Source organism: Corynebacterium sp. KPL2861, assembly GCF_040225475.1.
Taxonomy (GTDB): domain Bacteria; phylum Actinomycetota; class Actinomycetes; order Mycobacteriales; family Mycobacteriaceae; genus Corynebacterium.
The window spans coordinates 17,452-42,530 of record NZ_JBEHFW010000011.1 but is presented as its reverse complement, the minus strand read 5'-3'; the positions used below and the strand labels follow the sequence as shown (position 1 = coordinate 42,530).

Annotated in this window: 18 protein-coding genes and 2 pseudogenes; 10 read left to right on the top strand and 10 right to left on the bottom strand. The window is 58.9% G+C overall.

Annotated features, from left to right (window positions below; all coding sequences use genetic code 11):
• The first annotated feature begins 131 nt into the window (after nucleotides 1-131).
• Both ABRP84_RS09560 and ABRP84_RS09555 read left to right on the top strand, forming a co-directional pair.
• Nucleotides 132-1,166: an alpha/beta hydrolase gene (locus ABRP84_RS09560; RefSeq protein WP_349853540.1), complete on the top strand. Its 1,035-nt coding sequence runs from the start codon at nucleotides 132-134 to the stop codon at nucleotides 1,164-1,166.
• A gap of 239 nt (nucleotides 1,167-1,405) precedes the next feature.
• A pseudogene (locus tag ABRP84_RS09555) lies at nucleotides 1,406-1,651 on the top strand (IS3 family transposase); the annotation flags it as partial.
• A gap of 130 nt (nucleotides 1,652-1,781) precedes the next feature.
• Here the strand turns inward: ABRP84_RS09555 and ABRP84_RS09550 are convergent.
• A pseudogene (locus ABRP84_RS09550) lies at nucleotides 1,782-2,354 on the bottom strand (SGNH/GDSL hydrolase family protein); the annotation flags it as partial.
• On the opposite strand from ABRP84_RS09550, the gene ABRP84_RS09545 reads away from it, so the two are divergent.
• From ABRP84_RS09545 to ABRP84_RS09515, 7 genes are all read left to right on the top strand, one after another.
• The gene (locus ABRP84_RS09545; RefSeq protein ID WP_349853539.1) at nucleotides 2,238-2,669 is read left to right on the top strand and encodes a hypothetical protein; all 432 of its coding nucleotides are present in this window, start codon (nucleotides 2,238-2,240) and stop codon (nucleotides 2,667-2,669) included. The pseudogene ABRP84_RS09550 and the gene ABRP84_RS09545 overlap by 117 nt on opposite strands.
• 243 nt (nucleotides 2,670-2,912) lie before the next feature.
• On the top strand, nucleotides 2,913-4,862 hold the full coding sequence (locus tag ABRP84_RS09540; RefSeq protein ID WP_349853538.1) for an alpha/beta hydrolase-fold protein: 1,950 nt from the start codon (nucleotides 2,913-2,915) through the stop codon (nucleotides 4,860-4,862).
• Between the two features lie 2 nt (nucleotides 4,863-4,864).
• On the top strand, nucleotides 4,865-5,392 hold the full coding sequence (locus ABRP84_RS09535) for a hypothetical protein (protein ID WP_349853536.1): 528 nt from the start codon (nucleotides 4,865-4,867) through the stop codon (nucleotides 5,390-5,392).
• A gap of 33 nt (nucleotides 5,393-5,425) precedes the next feature.
• Nucleotides 5,426-6,346: a cutinase family protein gene (locus ABRP84_RS09530; protein ID WP_349853534.1), complete on the top strand. Its 921-nt coding sequence runs from the start codon at nucleotides 5,426-5,428 to the stop codon at nucleotides 6,344-6,346.
• A 59-nt stretch (nucleotides 6,347-6,405) separates the two neighbouring features.
• A complete protein-coding gene (locus ABRP84_RS09525; RefSeq protein WP_349853532.1) occupies nucleotides 6,406-8,151 on the top strand; it encodes a FadD32-like long-chain-fatty-acid--AMP ligase in 1,746 nt (581 codons plus the stop codon).
• Between the two features lie 90 nt (nucleotides 8,152-8,241).
• Nucleotides 8,242-13,014, top strand: a complete 4,773-nt coding sequence (locus ABRP84_RS09520) for a beta-ketoacyl synthase N-terminal-like domain-containing protein (RefSeq protein WP_349853531.1) — start codon at nucleotides 8,242-8,244, stop codon at nucleotides 13,012-13,014.
• Nucleotides 12,989-14,545, top strand: coding sequence for an acyl-CoA carboxylase subunit beta (locus ABRP84_RS09515; RefSeq protein WP_349853529.1), 1,557 nt, complete (start codon nucleotides 12,989-12,991; stop codon nucleotides 14,543-14,545). The genes ABRP84_RS09520 and ABRP84_RS09515 overlap by 26 nt, the downstream gene beginning before the upstream one ends.
• A gap of 253 nt (nucleotides 14,546-14,798) precedes the next feature.
• Here the strand turns inward: ABRP84_RS09515 and lipS1 are convergent, their stop codons facing one another.
• The 6 genes from lipS1 to trmB all read right to left on the bottom strand — a co-directional run bounded on the left by lipS1 (nucleotide 14,799) and on the right by trmB (nucleotide 21,334).
• Entirely contained in the window at nucleotides 14,799-16,193 is a 1,395-nt protein-coding gene (lipS1, locus tag ABRP84_RS09510) for a triacylglycerol lipase LipS1 (protein ID WP_349853527.1), read from the bottom strand.
• A 238-nt stretch (nucleotides 16,194-16,431) separates the two neighbouring features.
• Complete coding sequence (locus tag ABRP84_RS09505; protein WP_239275399.1) at nucleotides 16,432-16,770, bottom strand: DUF3054 domain-containing protein; 339 nt, start codon at nucleotides 16,768-16,770, stop codon at nucleotides 16,432-16,434.
• Nucleotides 16,767-17,795, bottom strand: a complete 1,029-nt coding sequence (locus ABRP84_RS09500) for a lysylphosphatidylglycerol synthase transmembrane domain-containing protein (protein ID WP_349853525.1) — start codon at nucleotides 17,793-17,795, stop codon at nucleotides 16,767-16,769. Before ABRP84_RS09500 ends, ABRP84_RS09505 begins: the two co-directional genes overlap by 4 nt.
• Nucleotides 17,796-19,949, bottom strand: coding sequence for an MMPL family transporter (locus tag ABRP84_RS09495; RefSeq protein WP_349853524.1), 2,154 nt, complete (start codon nucleotides 19,947-19,949; stop codon nucleotides 17,796-17,798). It abuts the gene before it with no gap.
• 14 nt (nucleotides 19,950-19,963) lie between these two features.
• Nucleotides 19,964-20,557, bottom strand: a complete 594-nt coding sequence (locus ABRP84_RS09490) for an NYN domain-containing protein (protein ID WP_349853523.1) — start codon at nucleotides 20,555-20,557, stop codon at nucleotides 19,964-19,966.
• The gene (trmB, locus tag ABRP84_RS09485; RefSeq protein ID WP_284609867.1) at nucleotides 20,558-21,334 is read right to left on the bottom strand and encodes a tRNA (guanosine(46)-N7)-methyltransferase TrmB; all 777 of its coding nucleotides are present in this window, start codon (nucleotides 21,332-21,334) and stop codon (nucleotides 20,558-20,560) included.
• A gap of 361 nt (nucleotides 21,335-21,695) precedes the next feature.
• Between trmB and ABRP84_RS09480 the strand changes: the two genes are divergently transcribed.
• Complete coding sequence (locus ABRP84_RS09480) at nucleotides 21,696-23,522, top strand: phosphoenolpyruvate carboxykinase (GTP) (RefSeq protein ID WP_349853522.1); 1,827 nt, start codon at nucleotides 21,696-21,698, stop codon at nucleotides 23,520-23,522.
• 214 nt (nucleotides 23,523-23,736) lie between these two features.
• Here the strand turns inward: ABRP84_RS09480 and ABRP84_RS09475 are convergent, their stop codons facing one another.
• From ABRP84_RS09475 to ABRP84_RS09465, 3 genes are all read right to left on the bottom strand, one after another.
• A complete protein-coding gene (locus tag ABRP84_RS09475) occupies nucleotides 23,737-23,979 on the bottom strand; it encodes a toxin (protein ID WP_349853521.1) in 243 nt (80 codons plus the stop codon).
• Nucleotides 23,976-24,221 carry a ribbon-helix-helix domain-containing protein gene (locus tag ABRP84_RS09470; protein WP_005285139.1) on the bottom strand — a complete coding sequence of 82 codons (246 nt, stop codon included), beginning with the start codon at nucleotides 24,219-24,221 and terminating at the stop codon, nucleotides 23,976-23,978. The genes ABRP84_RS09475 and ABRP84_RS09470 overlap by 4 nt, the downstream gene beginning before the upstream one ends.
• A gap of 110 nt (nucleotides 24,222-24,331) precedes the next feature.
• The gene (locus tag ABRP84_RS09465; RefSeq protein ID WP_349853520.1) at nucleotides 24,332-25,033 is read right to left on the bottom strand and encodes a CPBP family intramembrane glutamic endopeptidase; all 702 of its coding nucleotides are present in this window, start codon (nucleotides 25,031-25,033) and stop codon (nucleotides 24,332-24,334) included.
• Nucleotides 25,034-25,079: the final 46 nt, after the last annotated feature.

The window sequence follows — 25,079 nt, the reverse complement described above, 5'->3', positions numbered from 1 at the left end:
AATGAGGCAAAAAGCCTGTGAGTGAACTACACTGCCTTTCAGTGAGGTTTTCGCTGAGGGGTGTTAACGATTCACAGGTTCCCAGCGATAAAGCCAAAGAACAATAATTGAGTACTTTGTGGAGGAGAAAGATGACTGCATCTTTGAGGGGACGCGTCCTATCGGTCATCATGGCGGTGGCCGTAGCGCTTGGCCTCGCCGTAGTGGCAGGCGGCACGCAGCAGGCACACGCGGGAAACCGCGATTGGCTGCGTCCGGATAATACTGGCACCTGTGAATGGGACCCAGTTGCATTTTGGGTTCAGCGCTGTGATGTCTGGTCCCCGTCCATGAACCGTAATATCCCGGTACAGATTCAGCCCGCAAAGAATGGCGGCAACGCTGGTTTCTATCTATTGGATGGCATGCGCGCTACCTACGCAACCAGCGGCTGGGTTAGCCCGCATAGCGAGGTTAATGCCGCAAAGACCTACTCGGACAGCAACCTCACCCTCGTGATGCCGGCAGGTGGCGAGTCTTCTTTCTATGCCGACTGGCAGGCACCGGGCAAGTATGATCCGAACGATCCGGTTAACTACAAGTGGGAGACCTTCCTTACCCAGGAGCTTCCTGCCTACCTCGAGCAGAACTTTGGCGTGGCCCGCAACAACAATGCGATCGCTGGCCTCTCCATGGGTGCCGGTTCCGCCATGACTTTGGCTGCTAAGCACACTGACCAGTTCAAGCAGGTACTGTCCTACTCTGGTTACTTGACTATGACGGTTCCAGGTGCCCAGACTGTTCTTCGCTTGGCCATGCTGGATGTAGGCGGGTTCAATGTCAACGCCATGTACGGTTCCCTATTTAACCCAAGGCGTTTCCAGAATGACCCGCTCATGCTGATTCCGCAGCTGCGCGATGGTGGTACCGATGTTTATATTTCAGCCGCATCCGGTATGCCGGGTCAATTGGATAAGGAAACCCTCCCGCCGAAGTTCCAGGCACCGGGTGTCGCACTGGAGGTAGGTTCTCAGCTGACCACCCGCGCTTGGGAAGGTGCCGCTCGACTGCAGGGTCTGAACCCAACGGTGAGCTACCCGGCCGAGGGCTTGCATAACTGGTACCAATGGGACTACCAGCTCAATGCTTCCAAGCCACGCGTTCTCAACGTTTTGAATGCCTGGTAAGGCTCACTAACGGACTATCCCCGCGCCGTTTGAACTGCTCCCCAGTAGTTGGACTGAGAAATCAGCTACCAACTAGTGGGGAGCATTTTTCTTTGGGACTATGAAGTTCGCTAAGTGAAACGCAGCGCGAGCAAATGGTGGAGCGTTTCGAACAGGGCAGGGGCACCAAGCCGGAGGGGCTTACTGAAGGAGACAAGCAGCGTCGCAAAAACGAACTGTTGCCGGCCGAAAATGCCTAGCTGAAAAATACAGATGAAGGCTTCCAATACCAGCATTCAACCTGGCGGACATTGATCCACGACAACGGCGGCGTTCAGTCGATGTCGCGTACAGCCAACTGCTACGACAACGCAGTAATAGAGAACGCTTTCGGTCACCTGAAAAGCGAGACATACCACGGAGAAGACTTCAGCACCGTCGAGGAGTTCACCCAGGCGATCGAAGATTACATCCAGTGGTACAACACCGAACGCACCCAACAATGACCTAAGGGCCTGACCCCGATGTAATATCGGAGTCAGGCCCTTGCTCCCCAAACCTTCTTGAATTAAACCCGTCTAACTCTTGGGGACTAGTTCATGGCGCTTTCGGTGGTGTTGCGGGTTCGTGCTTTGGTTAGTGGTTTTGGAGTTCTCGGGTAATGATTTGGGTCATTCCGTCGTGTCCTACGTCTGTTGGGTGTAGTGGCATGACGGATGGGGCGGTTGGGGTCTGCACGAGCGTGGCCCATCGCTGGTTGGTGTCTGGTTGGCAGGGGTCGTGGGTCTTTGCTTGGTCGTGGAGGTTGATGAAGTTGACTCCGAGGTCGTGTGCTGCGCGTCCGATTTCGCGGTTGAATTCGTCTTCTGCGATTGTTGCGCCCGGGATAGTTACAGGGAGCTGCAGCTGGTCGTGGTTTACAACGCACAGGGTGTCGTTGACGGTCATTGGGACGTAATTGACCATGGTGATGCGGGCGTTGGGTGCGGCTTTACGAATTTTGTTGAATTGGAAGTCTAGTAGTCCGCGGTAGGTGGAGGCTTTGGGTACGTCGGGGAGGGTGGCGTTGGCTAGGGCATCGAAGTAGGTTCCTTGCTGGAGACCGCCGTACATGAACACTACTTCTTTGGTGTCTTGGCCGATGTTGCCTTTTTCGATGGCGTCGTCGACGTATTGGTTGATCCAGACGCTGGTTCCGTTGCAGGAGTAGTCGGCGAGGTTGTGGTCGAGGTTGTTGGCGGTTTGGTGCGCCCAGTTGTGCTTGTCGTTGAAGCAGGGGTGGAAGGGCGCTTATATGGAGAGGCTGATCCTCGGTCTCCTGGTGCGCCGCCGTTGGCGGTGAAGGAATCGCCGAAGGTGACCATTTCCTTGCCTTGGTCCGCATTTGCAGTCTGGGCCATGGTGAGGCTTGTGGTGAGGGCGATGAGTCCGGCGGTGATTTTGGTCTTTATGTTTTTCATATCTTTCGCTTTGGGTAGGGGATGTTTACAGGGTGCACTTTTGTGCATGCTGTGGTTATCTTAGCGGTTTCTTGGTGAGAGTCCAGTCTGTGGTTAAGCTGGGAGATTGCTTATTGGGCGATTCCGGGGGACAGCCTCTGCATCGAGATAAATGGTGATATAACTTTGCACGGCGTGTCAGCCTTTCCAAAGCTTCAAGTTCAACTTAAACTTAAGCGCACAATAGACAGCTCACGCCGCAGGTAGCAGTCCGGAGGAGGGGAACCTTCGGAATGCGGCCGCGGTAAATCTTCAAGGACGTTTACCTATGCGCAAAAACACTTCCCCGGGCAAGGTCCGTAAGGGGCTCGCGGTAGCAGCCATGCCGACCGCCATTGCCGTTGGACTTGCCCTGCTGCCCAACGCCACCGCCCAAAGCTCTCTTGGTGACATGAGCTCCGCTCAGCCAGGCAACGGCAGCAGCCTGTCTGATCACTTTGCGCCTAAGGATCCGCCGGCCCGTACCCCAGTGGAGACCGAATACCCACAGGTGGAGGGGCTGCCGGATGGCGTAAAGATCAACCGTGTGGAGTACCTGTCCAACCGTCACCTGATGGTTTATATCCAGTCCGCAGCCATGCCGGATCACGAGCAGAAGGTGCAGATCCAGCTCGCGCGCGACTGGTATTCGCAGCCGGAGAAGAAGTTCCCAGAGGTATGGGCACTTGATGGCCTGCGCGCCCGCGATGACGAGTCCGGCTGGACCATTGAGACCAATATCCTCAACCAGTATGCGGATCGCAACGTCAACCTCATCATGCCGGTGGGCGGCGAATCTTCCTTCTACTCCGACTGGCAGCAGCCGGATGCAGGGAAGAACTACAAGTGGGAGACTTTCCTTACCAAGGAATTGGTGCCAATTTTGGATCATGAATACCGCTCCAACCAGAAGCGCGCGGTGACTGGGCTGTCCATGGGCGGTACCGCAGCGGTCAACTTGGCGGAGCGTAACCCGCACTTGTTTGATTTCGTGGGTTCGTTCTCCGGCTACCTCGATATGACTACCCGTGGCATGCCACAGGCCATCATGGCTGCGCAGCGCGATGCCGGCGGCTACGATTCCCGCAAGATGTGGGGCGAGCCGGGCTCGCAGGATTGGATCGACCACGATCCAAAGCTGGGCATCGAGAACCTCAAGGACATGCAGGTCTATGTCTCTGCTGGTAACGGCAAGGACGACTTTGGCCAGGAAGACTCGGTGGCCAAGGGGCAGGCAAGTCTGGCCGGCATGGGGCTGGAAGTTATCTCTCGGATGTCCACCCAGACCTTCGTGGATTACGCGAAGCGCGCCAATGTGGAACCAGTAGTGGAATTCCGGCCCTCCGGCGTGCACAGCTGGGAATACTGGCAATTTGAGATGCAAAATGCATGGCCGCACATTGCTGATGCCCTCGACCTTGACAAGGCTGACCGCGGTGCGGATTGTAATACCGAAGGCGATATCGCCAAGGCCACCAAAGAAGGCATACTCGGTTCCTGCCTGAATAACGAATATGATGTTGCCGGTAAGGGCAAGGCACAAGACTTCGAAACCGGTACGGCGTACTGGTCCCCGGAGAATGGTGCGCATGCGCTGTACGGCCGTATTGGCGCCCGCTATGCGGAAATCGGTGGCCCCACCTCCTGGTTGGGCTTCCCTAAGTCCGGTGAAACTAAGACGATGGATGGCAAGGGACGCCTCGTGCGTTTTGAACACGGTTCCATTTACTGGAGCCCAGAGACAGGCGCCTGGGAAATTACCAGCGACATGTACAAGAAGTGGGGCGAGAAGGGCTACGAAGGCGGCGATCTGAAGTTCCCGACTGGCCCGGTAAAGAAGGTGGGCGATGGCCTTGTCCAGGAATTCCAAGGTGGCATTCTGACCCGCAACCCGGACGGCAAGAACCAGGTCTCCTTTGGTGCCATTGGCAAAAAGTACAAGGACATGGGTGGCGCTGACTCCCCACTGGGCTTCCCCACGGACGGTGAGAAGAAGGTCGAGGGCGGCTTCTTCCAGGAGTTTGAACATGGCTCCATCTACTGGTCTCCAGAATCCGGCGCGCACTACATCTTGAAGGGCGCCATTATGGATGAATGGGGTAAGAAGGGCTGGGAGCAAGGCGAGATTGGCTGGCCCACCTCTGATTACTCCGAAATCGCCGCTGGTGGATTGAAGCAGGAGTTCCAGCACGGGACGATCAGTGAAGTCATGGGCCGCGTACAGACTGAAAAGAAGTAAACATGCGTAAATTAGCCCTCGTCGGAGCGGTCTTATGCCTCGGATTGGCAGGGTGTGACTCTGCCACCGTGGATAGTGACTCCGGCAATGACACCTCGGTGGCGCCGCTGTCGCGCGAAAAAACCTCCGAAGAATCGACCACGAGTAGTAGCGAGTCCGCATCCAGCAGCGCTTCCTCCTCGCAGGAGCCATCCGAATCCAAGGACGGTTCCAAGGAATCCGCGGAGCCGACGAATGGGTCCCATTCAGTGAACTCCCCAGAGGATCGCGGTGCGCGCGAGATTTCAGAGATCCCCTCCGCGCAGCTGCCCAAGGAAGAGGCTGCGTACTTGGATTCGTTGAAGGATGCCGGCGTGAATGTCGATGGGGTAGAAGATCAGCTCCTCGGCGCCGGTCAGGGGGCCTGCGGTGACAATGGCATCACTATTCCTGCGGTAGCTGGGCAACTGATTGAACAGCAACGCTCTGACATGGATTATGAGGAGCTCACCAAGCTTCTCCAGGACAACGCACGTTCAGCTCTTTGCTAGCTTTCTTTGAGGTTTTCCGGGTACAACTAGTTCATGCGAAAAATCATAACCGTCGTTGCCGTCCTCGCTCTCCTCGTCGTTATCGGCGCGGGGGCTGCGCATTACCTCACGAGCTCGGACTCGGCGGGGCCTAGCTCCCCCGAGGGGCCAGAATCCGGGCAGCCACCGGAGGAATCCCAGCCGGATTGGTGCCCGAGTGCGGAGTTCATCTCCGCGCCAGGTACCTGGGAATCCGCTGCCGACGATGATCCCCTCAACCCTTCTGCTAATCCGCGCTCGTTCATGCTGTCTATTACGCAGCCGTTGCAGGAGGCTTACGGGGATGATGTAAAGGTGTGGACCCTTCCTTATACTGCGCAATTTAAAAATATCAATGCGCAGGAGGAAATGAGCTACGACGATTCCCGTGATGAGGGCACCGCGAAGATGAATGAGGAGCTGCGCGTCATGCATGATAGCTGCCCACAGACTAAGTTCATTTTGAGTGGTTTTTCCCAAGGTGCGGTGATCGTCGGCGATGTGGCCGATGACATTGGCGGTGGCGAAGGCGTAATCCCCGCAGAAAATATCGCGGGCGTGGCGCTGATTGCAGATGGCCGGCGTGAAAACGGCGTGGGTCAAAATCCGGGGCACGAGCTCGGCGGAATTGGTGCCGAGATTGCCTTGGAGCCTGTCTCCGGCCTCGTTCAGCCCATCGTGCCTGGGGCTACCATGCGCGGCGCGCGCCCGCACGGTTTCGGAGAGCTCGCGGATAGAACCTTCCAGATCTGTGCCCCCAATGACACCGTGTGTGATGCGCCCACCGGCGTGGGCAATGGTTTGGAACGCGCCAAGGATTTAATCGGGGCCAATGGAGTGCACGCACAGTACGCCGATAATGGCGGCGTGATTGAGGGGACTACTGCGAACCAGTGGGTTGTGGACTGGGCCCACGGCGTCATTGACGCCGTGTAATATGAGGCGCTATAACATCGATATTTTTTAAGACAAAAGCATTTACCAAAGGAGAATCGATGGATTTACAGCAACTCATGGGGAAGTTTTTTGACGCCGAGGGCAATATCGCTCTCCCCGCTGAGCTCACCTTGGCGGGCCTGGCTGAGACCCTCTACCAGGCGGGCACAGATACCTCGCAGGTAGTAATGCGCCAGTGGCTATACGGTGAGGAAGACACCGCCCGTGAGCTCAGCCGCCAGGAGGTCAATACCCGGATCAAAGTGGTGGCAGCGCGCCTACAACAGGTTGCAGAACCGGGAACCCGCGTGGCCATTCTGGCAGGCAACTCTCCCGAATACCTCTTTGGTTTCTTAGGTGCGATGTATGCGGGAATGACCCCGATTCCGCTCTATGATCCGAATGAGCCGGGGCACGCGGATCACCTCAAGGCGGTCTTTGCTGACTGCGAGCCCCCTATCGTGTTGACCAATCGCGTATCGGCCGCGGCGGTGCGCAGCTATTTCTCCACCGATCGGGAGCGCCCGCGCGTCATCTCCATCAATGCGCTGCCTGATTCCTTGGCGGCGTCGTGGAAGCCGGTCGCTGGCGCGGGCGTGGAGTCCACCGCCTTCCTGCAGTACACCTCTGGTTCAACGCGCACCCCTGCTGGTGTAGAACTGAGCAATCGCGCGATTTTGGTGAATGTGCTGCAGATCTTCCGGGCGGTGAACCTGCAGTTCCCACCGCGCGTGGTCTCGTGGCTGCCGATGCACCACGATATGGGCATCATCCTGGCGCTATTCACCACTATTTTGGGCATCGAATTGGACATGATGACCCCGCGCGACTTCATCCAGCATCCCAACCGGTGGGTTGAGCGCATCAGCCGCCAGCCGGGTAAAGAGAAAAATACCTATACCGCCGTGCCCAATTTCGCCCTGGAATTGGCCGCGCGCTACGGCAAGGACGCGGATTTCTCCAACGTCGATGGCATCCTCATCGGTTCTGAGCCGGTGACGGAACCAGCCGTGCAGAAATTCCTGGACACCTTCAGCGTCGAACGCTCCGTGCTGCGCCCTTCCTACGGTTTGGCGGAAGCCACCCTCATCGTTTCTACCGCACAGGGCGACAAGCGCCCCATCATCTCCCACTTCAACCGCGAAAAATTGGCGGACGGGCAAGCGGTTATTGAGGAAAAATCTGCGGCAACGGTTGCCTTTGCCTCGAATGGCCAGGGCGTCTCGTTCCAGCACCTAGCCATCGTGGATCCTGAAACCAAGGCCGAGGTCCCAGAGGGCACCATTGGTGAAATCTGGGTGCATGGGCAAAATATGGCAACGGGCTATCTCAACCGCCCGGAAGAAACCGCGGCTACCTTCCGCAATACCCTGGGCGAGCGCATCCAGGACGGCTTGCCAGAGGATGACTGGTGGATGGCCACCGGCGATCTCGCCACCATCATCGAGGGCGAACTGTATATCACCGGGCGGCTTAAGGATCTCATCGTCATCGCCGGGCGCAACCACTACCCGCAAGATATTGAAGGCACCGTGCAGGACGCATCCGCGCACGTGCGCCCAGATTCCGTCGCCGCCTTTGCCGTAGAGGGCGAAAACTCAGAGTCCTTGGTGCTCTTGGTGGAGCGCGCCGATGATGCGGATCCATCCGAGGACGCCGCTGCCAGCGAGGCGATTCGCACGGCCGTGACAAAGAATCACGGCATTACCCCGAGCGATATCGTGTGGAAGGCACCGGGAGAAATTAAGCGCACCTCCTCGCATAAGATTGCCCGCCGCGTGGCAAAGAAGGACTACCAAGCCTAAAGCCGGATTCGGACGTTGAGTTAACAAGGTGACAAAATAGAGCGATATAGGTATTTGTCGTTCTATTAACCCCACTAGGAAAGACGGTTTATGACCATCGAGCAACTTCGTGCATGGCTGCGTGACTGGGTATCCCAGGCCACGGGCGTAGCGGCCACAGAGATTTTAGATTCCACCCCCCTGGAAAATTATGGTCTTTCCTCTCGAGATGCCGTAGTGCTGTCGGGTGAATTAGAAAATCTTTTAGGCACGCGGCTCGATGCCACGTTGGCGTATGAGTACCCCACGATTGAGCTTCTAGCCAATCGCTTGCTTAATGGGCCCGCGGGGCGGCGCGATGATGCACCGCGTGTGCAGCGCACGACTCGCGCCGCGCAGGGTTCTGATATTGCGGTTATCGGCTTGTCCGGACGTTTCCCAGGCGCTAAAGATGTGCCGGAATTTTGGACCATGCTCGCGGAATCGCGCGCGGGCACGGGGCCGCTGCCGGTGGGGAGGTGGTCTGAGTACAGCGCCGATCCGGTAATGAGCGAGAAGATCGCGCAGCAAAATACCGACGGCGGTTATATCGATGATGTTGCATCCTTCGATGCGGAGTTTTTCGGCCTATCGCCGCTGGAGGCCGCGAACATGGATCCGCAGCAGCGCATCCTGCTTGAGTTGGTATGGCACGCGCTGGAGAACGCGGGCCTTCCCGCCAATGAGCTGCGCGGCACGCACACGGGCGTGTACATGGGCTCGACCAATAATGATTACGGCATGCTGATTACGGCCGATCCCACGGAGATGCACCCTTATGCGCTCACGGGTAATTCCTCGGCGGTCGTTGCTAACCGCATTTCCTATGCCCTGGATTTCCGCGGCCCGTCCATCAATGTGGACACGGCCTGCTCGTCTTCCTTGGTTGCGGTTGACCATGCGATCAAGGATCTGCGCACCGGCGCCGCCGATGTAGCGCTGGCGGGTGGCGTGAATATCTTGGCCGCTCCGCACGCCTCCACCGCCTTTTCGGAGCTCGGCGTGACCTCTCCTACCAGCGCCATTCATGCTTTTTCTGATGACGCCGATGGCATCGTGCGTGCCGATGCCGCCGGCGTGCTGGTGCTCAAGCGCCTACAGGACGCGGAGGATGATGGCGATGAAATCCTAGCCGTCCTTAAGGGTTCTGCCGTCAACTCTGATGGCCACTCGAATGGCCTGACCGCGCCTAACCCAGAAGCGCAAGAAGACGTGCTGCGCCGCGCCTACGCGGATGCGGGCGTGGCGCCCGAGGACGTGGATTATGTGGAGGCCCACGGTACGGGCACCATCTTGGGCGATCCCATCGAGGCCAGCGCGCTCGGTCGCGTGCTGGGCGCTGGGCGCGGCATCGAATCGCCCGTGCTTTTGGGCTCTGCCAAGACCAATATCGGCCACTCCGAATCCGCCGCGGGCGTCGTGGGTCTCATCAAGGTCATCGAGGCCATGCGGCACGATATTATCCCGGCAAATATCAATTACGCTGGTCCGAACCGCTATATCGATTTCGTGGCCGAGCGCCTCGAGGTCGTTGAAGACCCGCGCGAGTGGCCGGAATACTCCGGGAAAAAGGTGGCCGGCGTATCGGGCTTTGGCTTTGGTGGCACGAATGCCCACGTCGTCTTGACGGATTACCAAGGCACCCCGCGCACCAGTGAGCCGCAGCTATCCACCGACACGGTGGCGCTGCCGGTCTCTGGCCTCTTGCCCTCCCGCCGCGCGCGTGCGGCGGGACTGCTTGCGGATTTCTTAGAGGCAGAACAACCAGACTTGGCCGATGTAGCGCGCACGGTCGCGCGCCGTAACCACTCGCGCTCGCGCGCCGTCGTCATGGCCAGCTCCACTGAAGATGCCATTAAGCGCCTGCGCCAGGTGGCCGAGGGCAAGGTGTCTGTCGGCATCGCCGCAGCGGATTCCCCGCAGGTGCAGGGGCCGGTCTTCGTATATTCCGGCTTCGGCTCCCAACATCGCAAGATGGCGAAGGACATGATCGCCCTCTCGCCGCTGTTTAGCGCACGGCTGAAAGAACTCGACGCTATCGTCGATTTCGAGTCCGGCTGGTCGATCCTGGATATCGTTGAGGACGATTCCCAAACCTATGACACGGAAACGGCGCAGGTTGCCATCACCGCCATTCAGATCGCGCTGACGGACCTATTGGCCTCCTTCGGCGTGCGCCCGGCGGGCGTTATGGGCATGTCCATGGGTGAAATCGCCGCGGCCTATGCTGCGGGCGGCATTTCCGCGCGGGACGCGATGACCATCGCCTGCCACCGCGCGCGCTTGATGGGCGAGGGAGAGGCATCGCTAAGCGATGCCGAGCAAGGAGCCATGGCCGTCGTTGAGCTATCCGCCGAGGACATCGCCGCCCTCGATGCAGCCATCGAGCCAGCCGTCTATACCGGGCCCGGCATGACCACCGTGGGTGGTCCGCGCCAGGCGGTACTGGACCTAGTGGAAAAACTCGATGGGGAAGGAAAATTCGCCCGCGCGCTCAACGTGAAGGCCGCGGGGCATACCTCCGCCGTCGATCCGATCTTGGGCGAGCTCGAAGCTGCCATCGCCGGCATGGAGGCTCACCCGCTGCACACAACGCTCTTTTCCTCCGTGGATAAGGGCGAGGTCTACCGCCCCGGCACCACCGTCCACGATGAGGATTACTGGCTGCGCATGACCCGCTACCCGGTATATCTGCAGGACGCTACGGAACAGGCCTTTGCCGCAGGCCACACCCAGCTGGTGGAGATTTCGCCGAACCCGGTGGCGCTCATGGGGCTTATGTCTACCGCGTTTGCTGTGGGCAAGGCCGATGCGCAATTGCTGTATAGCCTAAAGCGCAAGGTGGATCCCACCGAGTCCTTGTTGGATCTATTGAGCAAGCTCTACGTAACCGGAACCCCGGTGAATTTCGCTGCCGTAGTGGGCTCGGGAGCGCAGGCGGAAGCGCCGTATACCCAGTTCAACCGCCAGCGTTTTTGGACCAACGCGCGGCCCTCGGCTGGGATCTCCGGCCTGCCCGGTACTCGCGTGAACCTGCCGGAGGGCAAGGTGGCCTTTTCCACCAACGCCGACCAAGCCCCGTCCGCGCTGGCCATCGTGGAGGCCGCCGCAGAAGCGGTGCAGCCTGGGGCGCACATCGTGGCCGCGGAGGAACACCGCGATCTCCCGCCGTACGGGGAAATTACCACCGTGGTCACCACGTCCATCGGCGGCATGTCCATCGCCGTCTACAGCGTGCAGGACACTCGGACTGAGCTCTTGGCGGAAGGTTTTGCCTCCGGCTTGGACTTGGGCGCGGGTGCGATCCCTGGGGTCGCAACAGTGCCAGAGGGCAGTGCCGCCCCGGAGCCGACTGCCGATGACGCGGATGTAGATGCAGTGCGCTGGGATCCGCGCCAAGAAACCGTCGAGGACCGCCTGGCGCTTATCGTGTCCGAATCCATGGGTTATGACGTCTCGGATCTGCCGCGCGAGCTGCCGCTGATTGACCTGGGCCTCGATTCCCTGATGGGCATGCGCATTAAAAACCGCGTGGAAAATGACTTCCAGATTCCACCGTTGCAGGTGCAGGCGCTTCGCGATGCCTCCTTGGCAGACGTCATCACCATGGTTGAGGAGGCCGTTGCTGGCGGCCGCATTGATAACAGTGAGAACAGTGCCGATGCTGCGCCGGCTACCGAGCCCGCGGCGCCCGCAGCAGAGGCCGCGGAGGCCGCGGATCAGGAATCCGCGGATCAGGGTGTGGGCGTTGCCCCTCGCGATGCCTCTGAGCGCATGGTCTTTGGCACGTGGGCAAGCATTACCGGCAAGGCCCCGGCGGGCGTGACCTCGCCGCTTCCGGAAATCTCTGCAGAAGTGGCCGCACAGATTGCCGAGCGCTTGCGCGATCGTGCCCACATCGATGTCACCGCGCAGCAGGTCCTCGATGCCGAGGCGCTGGAAACCTTGGCTGACCTGGTCCGCGAGGGCCTTGAGACCGAGGTGGAAGGCAATATTCGCGTCCTGCGCGAGGCCGATGGCCCAGCCGTATTCATGTTCCACCCGGCCGGTGGAACCACGGTGGTTTACCAGCCGCTGACCCGTCGGCTGCCAGCGGATGTCGCCGTCTACGGCGTGGAAAGGATTGAAGGCTCCTTAGAGGAGCGAGCCGCCGCCTATATCGAGGACATCGTTCGCTATGCGCGCGGCCGCAAGGTCGTCCTCGGTGGTTGGTCCTTTGGTGGCGCCTTGGCCTATGAGGTGGCCTACCAGCTGGCAGAGCGCAGCAAGCGCGGGGAAGAGAGCGCCGAGGTCGCGTTCATCGCCTTGCTCGATACCACGCAGCCTTCCCACCCGGCACCGGATACGCCGGAAGAAACCCGCGCCCGGTGGGAGCGCTACGCTGCCTTTGCCAAGAAGACCTATGGCCTGGACTTCGAGCCGCCGTACGAGATGTTGGAAACCATGGGCGAGGATGCCTTGATGACCATGCTGGCGGAATTCTTGGCCACGACGGATGCCTCCGAACACGGTCTATCCGCCGGCGTCCTGGAGCACCAGCGCGCGTCCTTCGTGGATAACCAGATTTTGGCCAAGATCGATTTCCACCGCTGGGCCGATGTCAGCGTTCCCGTGCTGCTTTTCCGCTCCGAGCGGATGCATGACGGTGCGATCGAGCTGGAGCCGCGCTACGCTGAGGTTGATCCGGATGGCGGCTGGGGCGTTATCGTTAAGAATCTAGATATTGTGCAGCTGCCCGGCGATCACTTGGCAGTGCCGGACGAGCCAGCCATTGGCACCGTGGGCAAGCATATGAATGATTGGATCGAGGAGAAGATACGTGGCGGCCAAGCAAACAACCGCTGAGAAACTCGCTGACCTGCGCAAGCGCCTAGAAGAAGCGCAAGATCCAGGCAGCGAGCGTTCCCGCACACGCCGCGACGAGGCAGGCCGTACCACTCCTCGCCAGCGCATCAACGAGCTCTTGGATGAAGGTTCCTTCGTCGAAACCGGCTCCTTGGGCAAGACCCCGGGTGACCCGGAGGCCATCTATTCCGATGGCGTGGTCACGGGCTATGGCCGCGTTTCCGGTCGGTCCGTGTGCATTTATGCCCACGATAAGACGGTCTACGGCGGTTCCGTGGGGGTCACCTTTGGTAAGAAGGTCACCGAGATCATGGATATGGCCATCAAGATTGGCTGCCCGGTCATCGGCATCCAAGATTCCGGTGGCGCCCGCATCCAAGACGCGGTGACCTCGCTGGCCATGTACTCCGAAATTGCCCGCCGCCAGCTGCCGCTTTCTGGCCGCAGCCCGCAGATTTCCATCATGATGGGTAAATCCGCCGGTGGCGCGGTTTACGCGCCGGTGACCACTGACTTTGTCATCGCTGTAGATGAGGAAGCGGAAATGTATGTCACCGGCCCCAACGTCATCCGTGAGGTTACCGGTGAAGACGTCACCTCCGCTGAACTCGGCGGTGCCCGCCAGCAGGAGCTGAACGGAAACGTCTCTGCCGTGGTGGATTCTGAGGAAGACGCCTTTGACATGGTGCGCGATATTTTGGATCACCTGCCGCTGACCTGCTTTGACGAGTCGCCGACCTTCCCCGCTCCTTCCGATGCCGAAATCACCGAAGACGAGGATCTAAATTCCTTCATGCCGGATGACACCAACGCCGGCTACGACATGATGGATTTGCTCACCCAGCTTGGCGATGACGCTGAGCTCATCGAAATCCAAGAAAACTTCGCGCCGAATATGATCACCGCCTTTGGCCGCATCGACGGCAAAACGGTGGGCTTTGTGGCCAATAACCCCATGCACTTGGCCGGCTGCATCGATGCCGATGCCGCCGATAAGGGCGCGCGCTTTATCCGCATCTGCGATGCCTATAACGTTCCGCTCGTCTTCGTCGTCGATACGCCGGGCTACCTGCCGGGCGTGGAGCAAGAGAAGGTGGGCCTGATTCACCGCGGTGCGAAGTTTGCCTTCGCGGTCGTGGAGGCGACCGTGCCAAAGGTCTCGCTCATCGTGCGCAAGGCCTACGGCGGCGCCTATGCCGTCATGGGGTCGAAGAACTTAAGCGGCGATATTAATTTGGCGTGGCCTACCGCGCAGATCGCCGTCATGGGCGCGGCCGCCGCCGTGGTCATGATCGCGGGCAAGCAGCTCGAGGCCGCCGAGACCCCAGAGCAGCGCGAGATGACCAAGAAGATGTTCATGGACTTCTACGATGAGACCATGACTGCTCCCTACGTGGCAGCGGAGCGCGGCTACCTCGATGCCATGATTCAGCCGAATCAATCGCGGATTGCCCTGCGCCAGGCGCTGCGGCAATTGGCCACGAAGACGGCGCATGACCTGCCCAAAAAGCACAATATTGCGCCGATGTAACGCGGTGCTACGGCGTCGCGATACCTAAATAAGAGTTTCGTGACAGCTGAAGGAGAATCCCTTGTTTAATTTGCTCTACGCTCTCGACCTGATTGGTGAGATCATTGGCTACGCTTACTGGGCGTACAACCAGTTCGCAGCGGGCCTGCCAATCAACGTGCCGTTCTAAGCTGAGAACGTTCGCACATATTTAAGGCTCCGAGGCTTGTTCGCCTCGGAGCCTTTTTACATGGTGTAGGGGGAGAGCAAGTATTTACTGGCTTCCCTTCTCGTGCTGTAGGGCGGCGTCGATCGACTTTACTGATTCGATGATGTGCGGGATGGTGCCGGTCGGGTGAGTGTGGGCGTTATTGGGGATGAAAGTGACATCGGCGCCGCGCTCAGTCCATTCATCGACGAGCTTTTCAGCGGTAGAAAACGGAATAACGTCGTCACCGCGGCCATGCGTGATGACGACTGGAATAGCGGGTGCATCGTAGCCAATATGCTGCTCTGCCAGTATCGATTGGAAAGGCTCGCTGTCAATAAAGTCCTGCACGTTCCTGCCATCGTTGCTGATCCGCTCCACGGTAGTGCCGGCGGTTTTAAGAAGCCCCATGGTGCAGGTATTCGTCGCATCCTGTAGCTTTCGTGTGCCCCTGTCATTGAGATGCGAGTACAGATCCTCGCCATAGGAGTTGCTTAGTCCCAAAAGGGCATACGCCTCGAAGAGGAAATACAATGATCCATCGAGGGCAGAAGGCAACAACGTTAGATCTGTTGGGGCGGCACCAATAGTCGCAAGCTTGATGTTGAGCTCCGGAGCATAGTCGTCATATAGCTCGGCGGCAGCGGCAGCGGCTCCTCCGCCTTGGGAATAGCCATTGATAAATACTGGGTTGGATTCGTTAATGTCCCAGCCATCCAGTTGCTGCGCAGCTCGAATGCTATCGAGGACCGTGTGTCCTTGGGATGCGCGATCCATGTACGTGTGCATGCCAGGGGTGCCAAGCCCCTCATAGTCGGTGAGTACTACGGCATAGCCCTTTTTAAGGTACTGATGGAAATAGAACTGCTCGTAGTCTCCTACCCCGTCTGCAATTTTACGGGAGGCGGCACAACGGTCCGCTAAACCTTGAGTACCCGGCGCAAATGCCACGACAGGGCGTGGGCCCTCTCCGTCCCACTCGGTTTTAGGCTCAATGACCATCCCGCTTACTTGGATCTTTTCTCCGGAGTGGTTGGTGGATGAATAGAGCATGCGTTCTGCCTTATAAGGGCCAACGTTGTTGATGCCAAGTGGGTTTTTGGGATTGCGCACAGATTCTGTTCGGAAGAGCTGTCCTGGCTCCGAAAAATCGAGGTCTACCGGATCATGATAGAAAGCAGTGTATTGGTCTCCAATATGGTTACCTGAACCCAACAGCCCTGATGAAAGGGGAGGTAGTGTGGAGGATTCTTCGGCGATTGACGCCGCCTCTTGTGAATTCTTGGCCGGGGCTGAGCCTTTAAGGGCTTCGTCAATAAAAGCGGATTCTGGAAGCTCTGAACTCTCTTCAATCGGTGGAGCCGATTCGACAGAATCGATAGCCCCGGCGACAGGGCTAGCGGCAGTGATGAGAACCCCTGAGGCCAGAAGCGCTAGATAGTTACGGGTTGCAGCTTTCACTACGGGAGCCTTTCAACTTCTTGTAGGGATAATTGAGCGGTATCCGATTTTGAAATTCTGTGTTCGGATACGGGCAATTATTCACTAAAATCTTTTCCCGTACTATTAGTTTGAAATGTTATTTTGAGCCGATCACCCCTACAAGAGGCGAGGTGGACAGCGCAAAGCCAAAAACTGATGATTGAATTTGACTGATGTGTGCCCTAGGGAAAGCGTCTTTCCCATGGGATGGGCGTATTTATTTACGGGCAAATAGCCGCCAGCCAAAGAAGAACAGGGCGGACATCACGGTCGCAACGATGAGGAAGCTCCAATGGGGCAGGCGGCCATTGACCATGATCCACAGGGCCATGCCGCCGATGATGGCAGACAGCCAGACTACAACGCCCTCTTTCCACTTGCCCTGGACCTTTGTGGCGAGGATGATGGCCCAGCCGATGAGCGCGCCTACCGCCCAAGGCCAGAAGGCATCGACCCAGCTGGAAAAGCTCAATCCGCCGTGGGCGAGGCGGGCGGCGATGGCGAAAATCATCAAGGCGATGATGTCAATGAGCGGAGCGATACGCGTGGAAGTCATACGGTTTCCTTTTCTTTTTCTTTACGGGATAGCGCGGCGTAGGTAATGCCCTTGCGGGCATAGTGCCAGAAGTAAATGACCCAGCCAATAGCGGTGATGAAGGCAAAAGAGATAAGGCGGTAGATGATCGCCGTGCTGGTGGCATCGACTGCGGTCATGCCCGTGGCCACGAGCGTGGCGATGATCGCCGCTTCCACCGTGCCGAGACCCGCCGGAGTGACCTGGGCGGAGCCGGCCAGCTTGGCGGTGAGATAAGCCAGCGCGACGCCGGCGATGGTGGTGGTGTTATCGGCCGAATCGGTCGTGGGCATCTGGCCGGTCACAGCCCAGACGCAGCCCCAGAGCGCGACCATGTCAATGAGCCGGTTGGCCAAGGAGTAGAACGACGCCCAGGCGAATTGCCGGCGGGTGAGGTGCACTTCCTTGAGGCTCTCTACGTGCTCGAGCAGTGCTTCGCGCTTGGAACCCTTTATCAGCCGCTGCTTTTTTACCCAGCGCTCGAGCGTTTCGGGGTGGTTGCTTAGCCAGAAGAGCCCGCCGGAGAGCGCCAGCATCGCTGCCAATGTGCCGATGAGGGACCACAGGGCCATATCGGCATTGAGGAAGAGCACGCCGCCAAGCCCAATAAGCACCAGCCACAGGGTGGAAATGGCCGATGACAGCACAAAGAACCAGCCGCACAGGACCACCGAGGCGCCCCAGGTGCGCTGCACGTGGAAGGTCAAAATGGCAGAAAAGGCTGGGCCTGCGGGCATCGTGGTGGACCAAGAATTGGATGCAAAAGTAAGGGCGGCGGTTTCCGTCGCTTCCACCTCCACGCCACCGGCCCGGATAAGCAGGCGCATGACCTCACCCATCGCCACGACGGAGAGGATAGAGGCAACGACCACGAGCGTTACCGGCCCTGGTTCGGCGTGGGAGAGCCGGGAGAAGCCTTCGCTTAAAAAGTCCAGCTCATCGCGGAAAACATAGATGAGGATGGCCAGGACTATGAGCGAGGCGATAACTTGCAGCCAATTTTTCAATTATTTATCTCCTTCGAGGCGCCGTTTTAACTCACTGAAGGGAACGGTCTTCCCACGGCGGGTGGTACTACCGGAAAGCCTAGTGGTCAAGTGGTGCAGCCAGCTAGGCGCCCACCAGTTATCCTCGCGCAGCAGGTGCATGACGGCGGGGACGAGGAGCATGCGGACAATGGTGGCATCGATAAGCAGCGCAAAAATCATGCCGTACGCGATGTATTTCATCATCACGATATCGGAGAAGCCGAACGCGCCCGCCACCACGATCATAATCAGGGCCGCCGCTGTGATGATGCCGCCGGTATGCGCGGTGCCTGCGGCGATGGCCTCATCCGTGGAATCGCCGCGCCGCCGCGCCTCCACCATGCGGGAGACCAAAAAGACCTCGTAGTCGGTGGACAGTCCATAAATGATGGCGATGATCAGCACCAGAATGGGGCTCATCAGCGGGCCGGGCGAGAAGTTCAGCGCGCCAGAGCCCACGCCGATGACGAACATGAGCGTCAGGATGCCCAGGGTGGCACCCAGGGTCAGAAGCGTCATGACAATGGCCTTAATCGGCAGCACGAAGGAGCCAAAGACTAATGCCATGAGGATGAAGGTGGCGAGGACGACGTACAGCGCCATCCACGGCAGCTTGTGGAAGAGCGCATCGAGCGATTCCACCTCCATGGCTGGCGTGCCGCCGACATACAGGTTGACGCCCTCGGGCGCTTTGACGTCCTCGAGCTCGTGGACGATCCGCGCGTAGTCCTCGCGGTCCTTAATGCCGGCCGAAAGGACCGTGGTTCCGTCCTTGGTGGCGGTCGATGGCCCCATGGGCTCGGTAAGGCCGTCGAGGCCGCGGACTTGCATGACGACATCGACAAGCTGCTCGTTGGTGGCGCCTTCCACCACGAGCTTGACCGGCTCGGTGCGGAAGGCAGGGAACTCGTCGTTGAAGGTATCCTGCGCCACGCGGGTGTCGTGGTTGGGTGGCAGGTAGGTCTCGTTGATGCCGCCGAAGGTGATGCTCATGATCGGCAGTGCGAGCGCAATGAGCAGGCCACAGATGGCCAAGGTCAGGCCCTTGGCGCGGCGCATGGCCCAGCGCGGCAGCTTGTACCACCAGGTGTCCTGAATGGTGCGGGCCGTGCGGGAGGTACGGCGTACCGACCACAGGTCGATCTTGGGCCCGAGCATGCCAAACAGGGCCGGCAAGACGGTGACGGACAAAAGGGCCGCCAGGCCGACGGCGGAAATCGAGCCATAGGCAACGGACTTCAAGAAGGCCTGGGGGAAGAGGAAGAGTCCGGAGAGTGCGACGGCGACCATCGCCGCGGAAAAGACCACGGTCTGCCCGGCGGTGGCGGTGGTGGTGGCCACGGCATCCTTGGTGGAGCTTCCCTTGTTCAGTTCCTCGCGGAAGCGGGAGACCATAAATAAGCCGTAATCGATGGCCAGGCCCAGCCCCAGCAGCGTGACCACTGCCTGGGCAAAGACGTTGACCTGCAGGAAACCGGCCAGGACGGCCAAAATGCCCAGCGAGCCCAGGATGGATAGGCCACCGACGATAAGCGGCATGAACGCCGCCACTACGGAACCAAAGACCACCAGAAGCAGCAGGCCAACGAGCGGGAGCGCGGCCTTTTCCGCGCGCGCAATATCTTCTGCCATGCCTTCATCGAGTGCGTCTGCCACGGCCGTGGCGCCGGCAACCTCGACCGGCGCGGAGGTATCCGTCAGCGCACCCTCGATGGCGCGGAAATCCTTCAGCGTTTGTTCGTCATCGCCCTTGAGCCCAATGGCGGCAAAGGCTAGCGAGTGATCATCATTGACCAGGTTGGGATTTTTGCTATCGAAATAGCTGGTGACAGAGTCAATCTGGTCCGGGTAATCCTCTTTGAGCTGCGCCAAGTGCTCCTTGGCGGCATCGAAGTTCTCATCGGGCGAGCTAAAGAGCAAAATCACGTCGCCGGAATTATCGCGGCCGAACGTTTCTTGTTCGATTTGCGCCGCGCTTGTCGATGCCGCCTTCGGGTCCTCCCAGCCCTCCTGGCTCATGCGTTCCTCGAGCTGGGTTCCAAAGCCTACGAAGAGGGCAAGGATGGCACCGAGGATGACGATGGGAATGACCTTGCGGTGCGCGTAGGAAAATCGTCCCCATTTTTCAAACATGTGGGGTAAGCCTCCTAGCTATTATTTAGTAGCGCAGCCAGCGGGCGGAATGGCTGGAGCCATGCACCACCTTCAGGCAGGTTATCCAGGTTGACGCGGGGCAGCGGCTCGCGGAAGACGCCGTCAATATCTTCTAAGTCAACGAACTCGATCTCGGGGTGGCCCACGGCCCAAGAGGCATGTTCGTGGAAACCCAGGACGGTAACAGGCAGGCCCTCACCAATGAGCTCTTCTAACAAGGGCTGAAAGTTCTGACCATCGGCAGAGGCCACTACGACGCCGGCGAGATCATCGCGCAGTTTTTCAATGTGGTCGATCATATCCGGATCCACGTCATCATCCTCGTGGATCTTCGGCTTGGCAAAGACGCCAAAGCCCACGTTGCGGATGGCCTCTACCCACGGGCGAATCACATCGGCGCCGCCGGGGGAGACATTGGTAAATACTGCGGCCTGCGGATCCGCATCGACATCCACCGCGCGGTAGACCAGCCACCGGCCGATGGCATCAAAACGCGGGCGATGTGCCGCGGTGGGGCGCCCGCCGAGCAGGGAGCCGAGCCCCATATCCATATTGGGTGCGTCCCACACCAGTAGATAGGTGCTCATTTACTTCTTCTCCCACAGGTATTCAGTAATGACGTGTTCTTTATCTAGGCCCTTGCCCTCAAACTTGGTGATGATCTGCCGGTCCACCAATTGCGGGCAATCGGGCCACGGCCAGCCCTTGTACTCCAGGCTGGGCTCGACGCGGACGAGCTCATCGATCCATTCGGCATAGCCTGCGTGGTCGGTAGCAACGTGCAGCACGCCGCCCTTCTTTAACCGCGACGCAAAGAGGTTGAGCGTGCCGGACTGGATGATGCGGCGCTTATGGTGGCGCGCCTTGGGCCAGGGGTCCGGGAAGAAGACGCGGATGCCGTCCAGGGATTCCGGGGCGATCATGCGCACCATGACCTCCACGCCATCGCCGCGGATCATGCGGATATTATCGATGCCCTCGCGCTCCACCTGCCCCATGAGCTTGGCCAATCCGGGTTTATAGAGCTCTACGGCGATGATATTGGTGTCCTGCTCCAGTGGTGCCATGGCTGCGGTGGAGGTACCGGTGCCGGAGCCGATTTCTACGATGGTCTTGGCACCGGTGCGGTCGAACCACTCATCGACATCGATAAGCTCATCGTTTAATACGCGGCCCAGCTCGGGCCAGCGTTGCTCAAAAAGCTGGTGCTGGTTATCCGTGAGCGTGCCGCGGCGAAAGGTGACATTACCCAGACGCGGGTAGTCCAGGTCATTGTCAAAGACCGCATTGAAGTCCGTTTGCGGCGGGCGCCCCGGCGGCATTTCTCCGGCGGGGGTGTTTTGAGAATTATCCGTACTATTCATTGCGCCCTATTTTTCCCTGTCCAGGCATGGCAAGCAATATGCCGCGCCGGGTATTTTTCCCGCCTTATGGGGGAGGGGGATAACCGGAGGTTTGTGCGGGGGTGACCCTTTGTGGAGTCGAACGGGCGAATAAGGAACTTTACCACCCCCGAAATAGTGTGGAGAAAATCACGTCTACTATCACAATTGTGCGTGGTGCGCTTGGTAAATGTCCGTTCGCGGCGGTGGATATAACCGGAGTGGGAAAAATGACACTTATTGTGGCCAATATTTTGGCTCTGCCGGTTAATCTGGAGGCGGAAGGCAAAGTTGGGCCGTGATATGCCCCGATTTTCACATCCTATCCAGAGGAGAATTTTTAATGACTGCCACCATTCAGGGCCTCGTTGGAGAGCTGCCTACAGACAATCAAAAACTGATCGACTGGATTAATGAAAGCGTTGAGCTTTTCCAGCCGGACGAGGTGGCTTTTGTAGATGGCTCACAGGAAGAGGCTGACCGCCTTGCCGCAGAGCTAGTAGAAAAAGGCACCCTCATTAAGCTGAATGAGGAAAAGCGCCCGAATTCCTACTTGGCGCGGTCTAACCCTGCAGACGTTGCCCGTGTGGAATCCCGCACCTTCATCTGCACCTCGAAGGAAGAAGACGCGGGCCCAACGAATAACTGGGCACCGCCAAAGGCCATGAAGGAAGAAATGACGGAGGCCTTCCGTGGATCCATGAAGGGCCGGACCATGTACGTCGTTCCTTTCTGCATGGGCCCGATTAGCGATCCAGATCCGAAGCTGGGCGTGCAGTTGACCGATTCCGCTTATGTGGTGTTGTCCATGCGCATCATGACCCGCATGGGTAAAGAAGCACTGGACAAGATCGGTACGGACGGCGATTTCGTACACGCCCTCCACTCCGTCGGCGCCCCGCTGCAGCCAGGCGAAGAAGACGTTGCTTGGCCGTGCAACGACAAAAAGTACATCACCCAGTTCCCAGAGACCAAGGAGATTTGGTCCTACGGTTCCGGCTACGGCGGAAACGCCATCTTGGCCAAGAAGTGCTATGCCCTGCGCATCGCGTCCGTCATGGCTAAGGAAGAAGGCTGGATGGCTGAGCACATGCTCATCCTGAAGCTGACCAATCCGGAGGGTAAGAACTACCACGTTGCCGCAGCATTCCCATCCCAGTGCGGTAAGACCAACCTGGCGATGATCACCCCGTCCATCCCAGGCTGGAAGGCCGAGGTTGTGGGCGACGACATCGCGTGGCTGCACCTGCGCGAGGATGGCCTCTACGCCGTGAACCCGGAAAACGGCTTCTTCGGCGTTGCCCCCGGTACCAACTACGACTCCAACCCGATCGCCATGGACACCATGAAGCCGGGCAATACCTTGTTCACCAACGTTGCGCTTACCGATGACGGCGATGTCTGGTGGGAGGACATGACCGATGAGGCACCAGAGCACCTCATCTCCTGGACCGGTGAAGACTGGACGCCGGCATCGTCCACCAAGGCTGCCCACCCGAACTCCCGCTACTGCGTGCCGATTTCCCAGTGCCCAACCGCCGCTCCGGAGTACGACGACTGGAAGGGCGTCAAGATTGATGCCATCCTCTTCGGTGGCCGCCGCAAGACCACGGTTCCGCTGGTTACCCAATCCTTCGACTGGGACCACGGCACCATGATCGGTGCACTGCTGTCTTCTGGCCAGACCGCAGCCGCAGAGGGCGAAGTTGGCGCTTTGCGCCACGACCCGATGGCCATGCTGCCATTCATGGGCTACAACGCCGGCGACTACCTGCAGCACTGGATCGACATGGGTGAAAAGGGCGGCGACCGCATGCCAGAGATCTTCTTGGTCAACTGGTTCCGCCGCGGCGACGACGGCCGCTTCCTGTGGCCAGGCTTCGGTGAGAACTCCCGCGTGCTGAAGTGGATCATTGACCGCATTGAAGGCAAAGTGGAAGCAGATGACACCGTGGTCGGCCGCACCGCCCGCGCCGAGGACATCGACTTGGAAGGCCTCGACTTCGATATCGACGACGTTCGCGCCGCCCTCGCCGTTGACCCGAAGGAATGGGAGGGCGATATGCAAGACAACGCCGAGTACCTCAACCACTTGGGCTCCCGCGTTCCTGAGGAGGTCTGGAACCAGTTCCGCGCCCTGAAGAAGCGCGTGGAGGACGCAGCTTCCTAACGCGTTCATCCGCGGTAAATCCCGCATAAAGCTAACCCCAGCAGCGTAATGCTCTGGGGTTAGATCTTTGTTGGGGTTAAACAACACATTCTGTGGTTTAGGCCTCGGAACGATTCCTGCACTACGAAAGTGGGAATAAATCGTCTCTAGGATTGGTCACGGATCCAACAGGGCCCCTCGGCGAGTGCCTCAACCGGTGAGGATCGGGACGTCGTTATTCGATGAGCTTGCTGTAGTGTGGTCGGGCTTTCATTACATGGATTAATAGTTCGTCCCCGTCGGAGGCAACAACCACGACGGTTTCCAGCAGTCGAGCATGGGTATCAAAACCGAGGCGGAGTTCTCGCCATTGACTAGGGTCATCATCAAGAGGCTCTATCCACAGTGGATAGGAAGCAGCATGGATTCCGTCGGTTTCTGCGATACCGTGCTTTGTGGCGGATTTGGCTGTTCTCATGCCGCCGTGAGTGCGCTGATTGCCTGGCGAACAAGCTCAGATCGGGTGAGATTCTTTTCCGTAGCCAGGCGATCTAGGGCGCTAAGTTCATCGGCAGTCAGGCGCACAGCGACGACCTGAGCAGGCTCCGCCCCGCGACCGGGGCGTCCACGTCCGCGCTTTTTCAACACTTCTGGGTCGTAGCCTTCTTCTGCTTCGGAAACCCAATTGTCGAGTTGGTCTTGAGTGATGTTCACAGGCATGAAAATATCGTATAACGAAAAATGTGCGCTGTCGATATGAAGCGTTGTGAGTTTAGGTCCTACCTCGGCTACTGAACTAGCGCTTCTTTCTCCCGCTGCGCAGGGACTCCTTAGCCCGATAGTCCCGCTAGGGCCGTGATTGCTACGACCGTGTTATTTGCAATGTGAATGCACAGGGGAGCGGTAAGTGTCTTGAACCAGAGGCGTGCTAGCACCAAAAAGGTGCCAAAGAATGCGATGTAGAGCATTACTGCGGGGATGCCGTGTGCGAGGGCGAAGACAGCGACGGTGATAAGCGCTGCTGCCCAGGTGGGCATGGAATTTTGCAGCCAATCCAATAGGACGCGGCGAAAGGCCACCTCTTCTACGAGGGGAATGACAAGCGCGGTGCTGAGTACCACCATGATGGTGGCGGCGGGGCTGATCTTTAGGCCGGCGGAAAGGTTATTGCCGGCTGGTTCGCTGCCCAGGAGTGCATTGACGGCACCCGTGGCCGCACCAGAGCCCAGGATGGCGAGGGGAATCCACCACAGCAGGTGCCATAAGGAATGCTCGGCTTTCACAAACCCGGCATCGCGCCACGACCAGCCCAAGCGGCGGGAAACTCCGTACCAGACCGTTCCCAAGCCGAAGAAGGCACCGCCGACGGCGATGCCAAAGGCGACCCAGGAACCGCTCTTTGTAATGAGGCCACTGGCGATGCCAATGAGTGCCGCACCGGCAAATGTGGCGACGACGCTGGCCACGGCCCACCCCAGGTGAGCTGCGCGAACGGTGGGGGAGAGCTGTGAGCGCTGTAGTTGGTCCGGCATGCTAGGCAGTATAGTAGGACAACCTCGGTGCGAGCTGTGGCGCGGC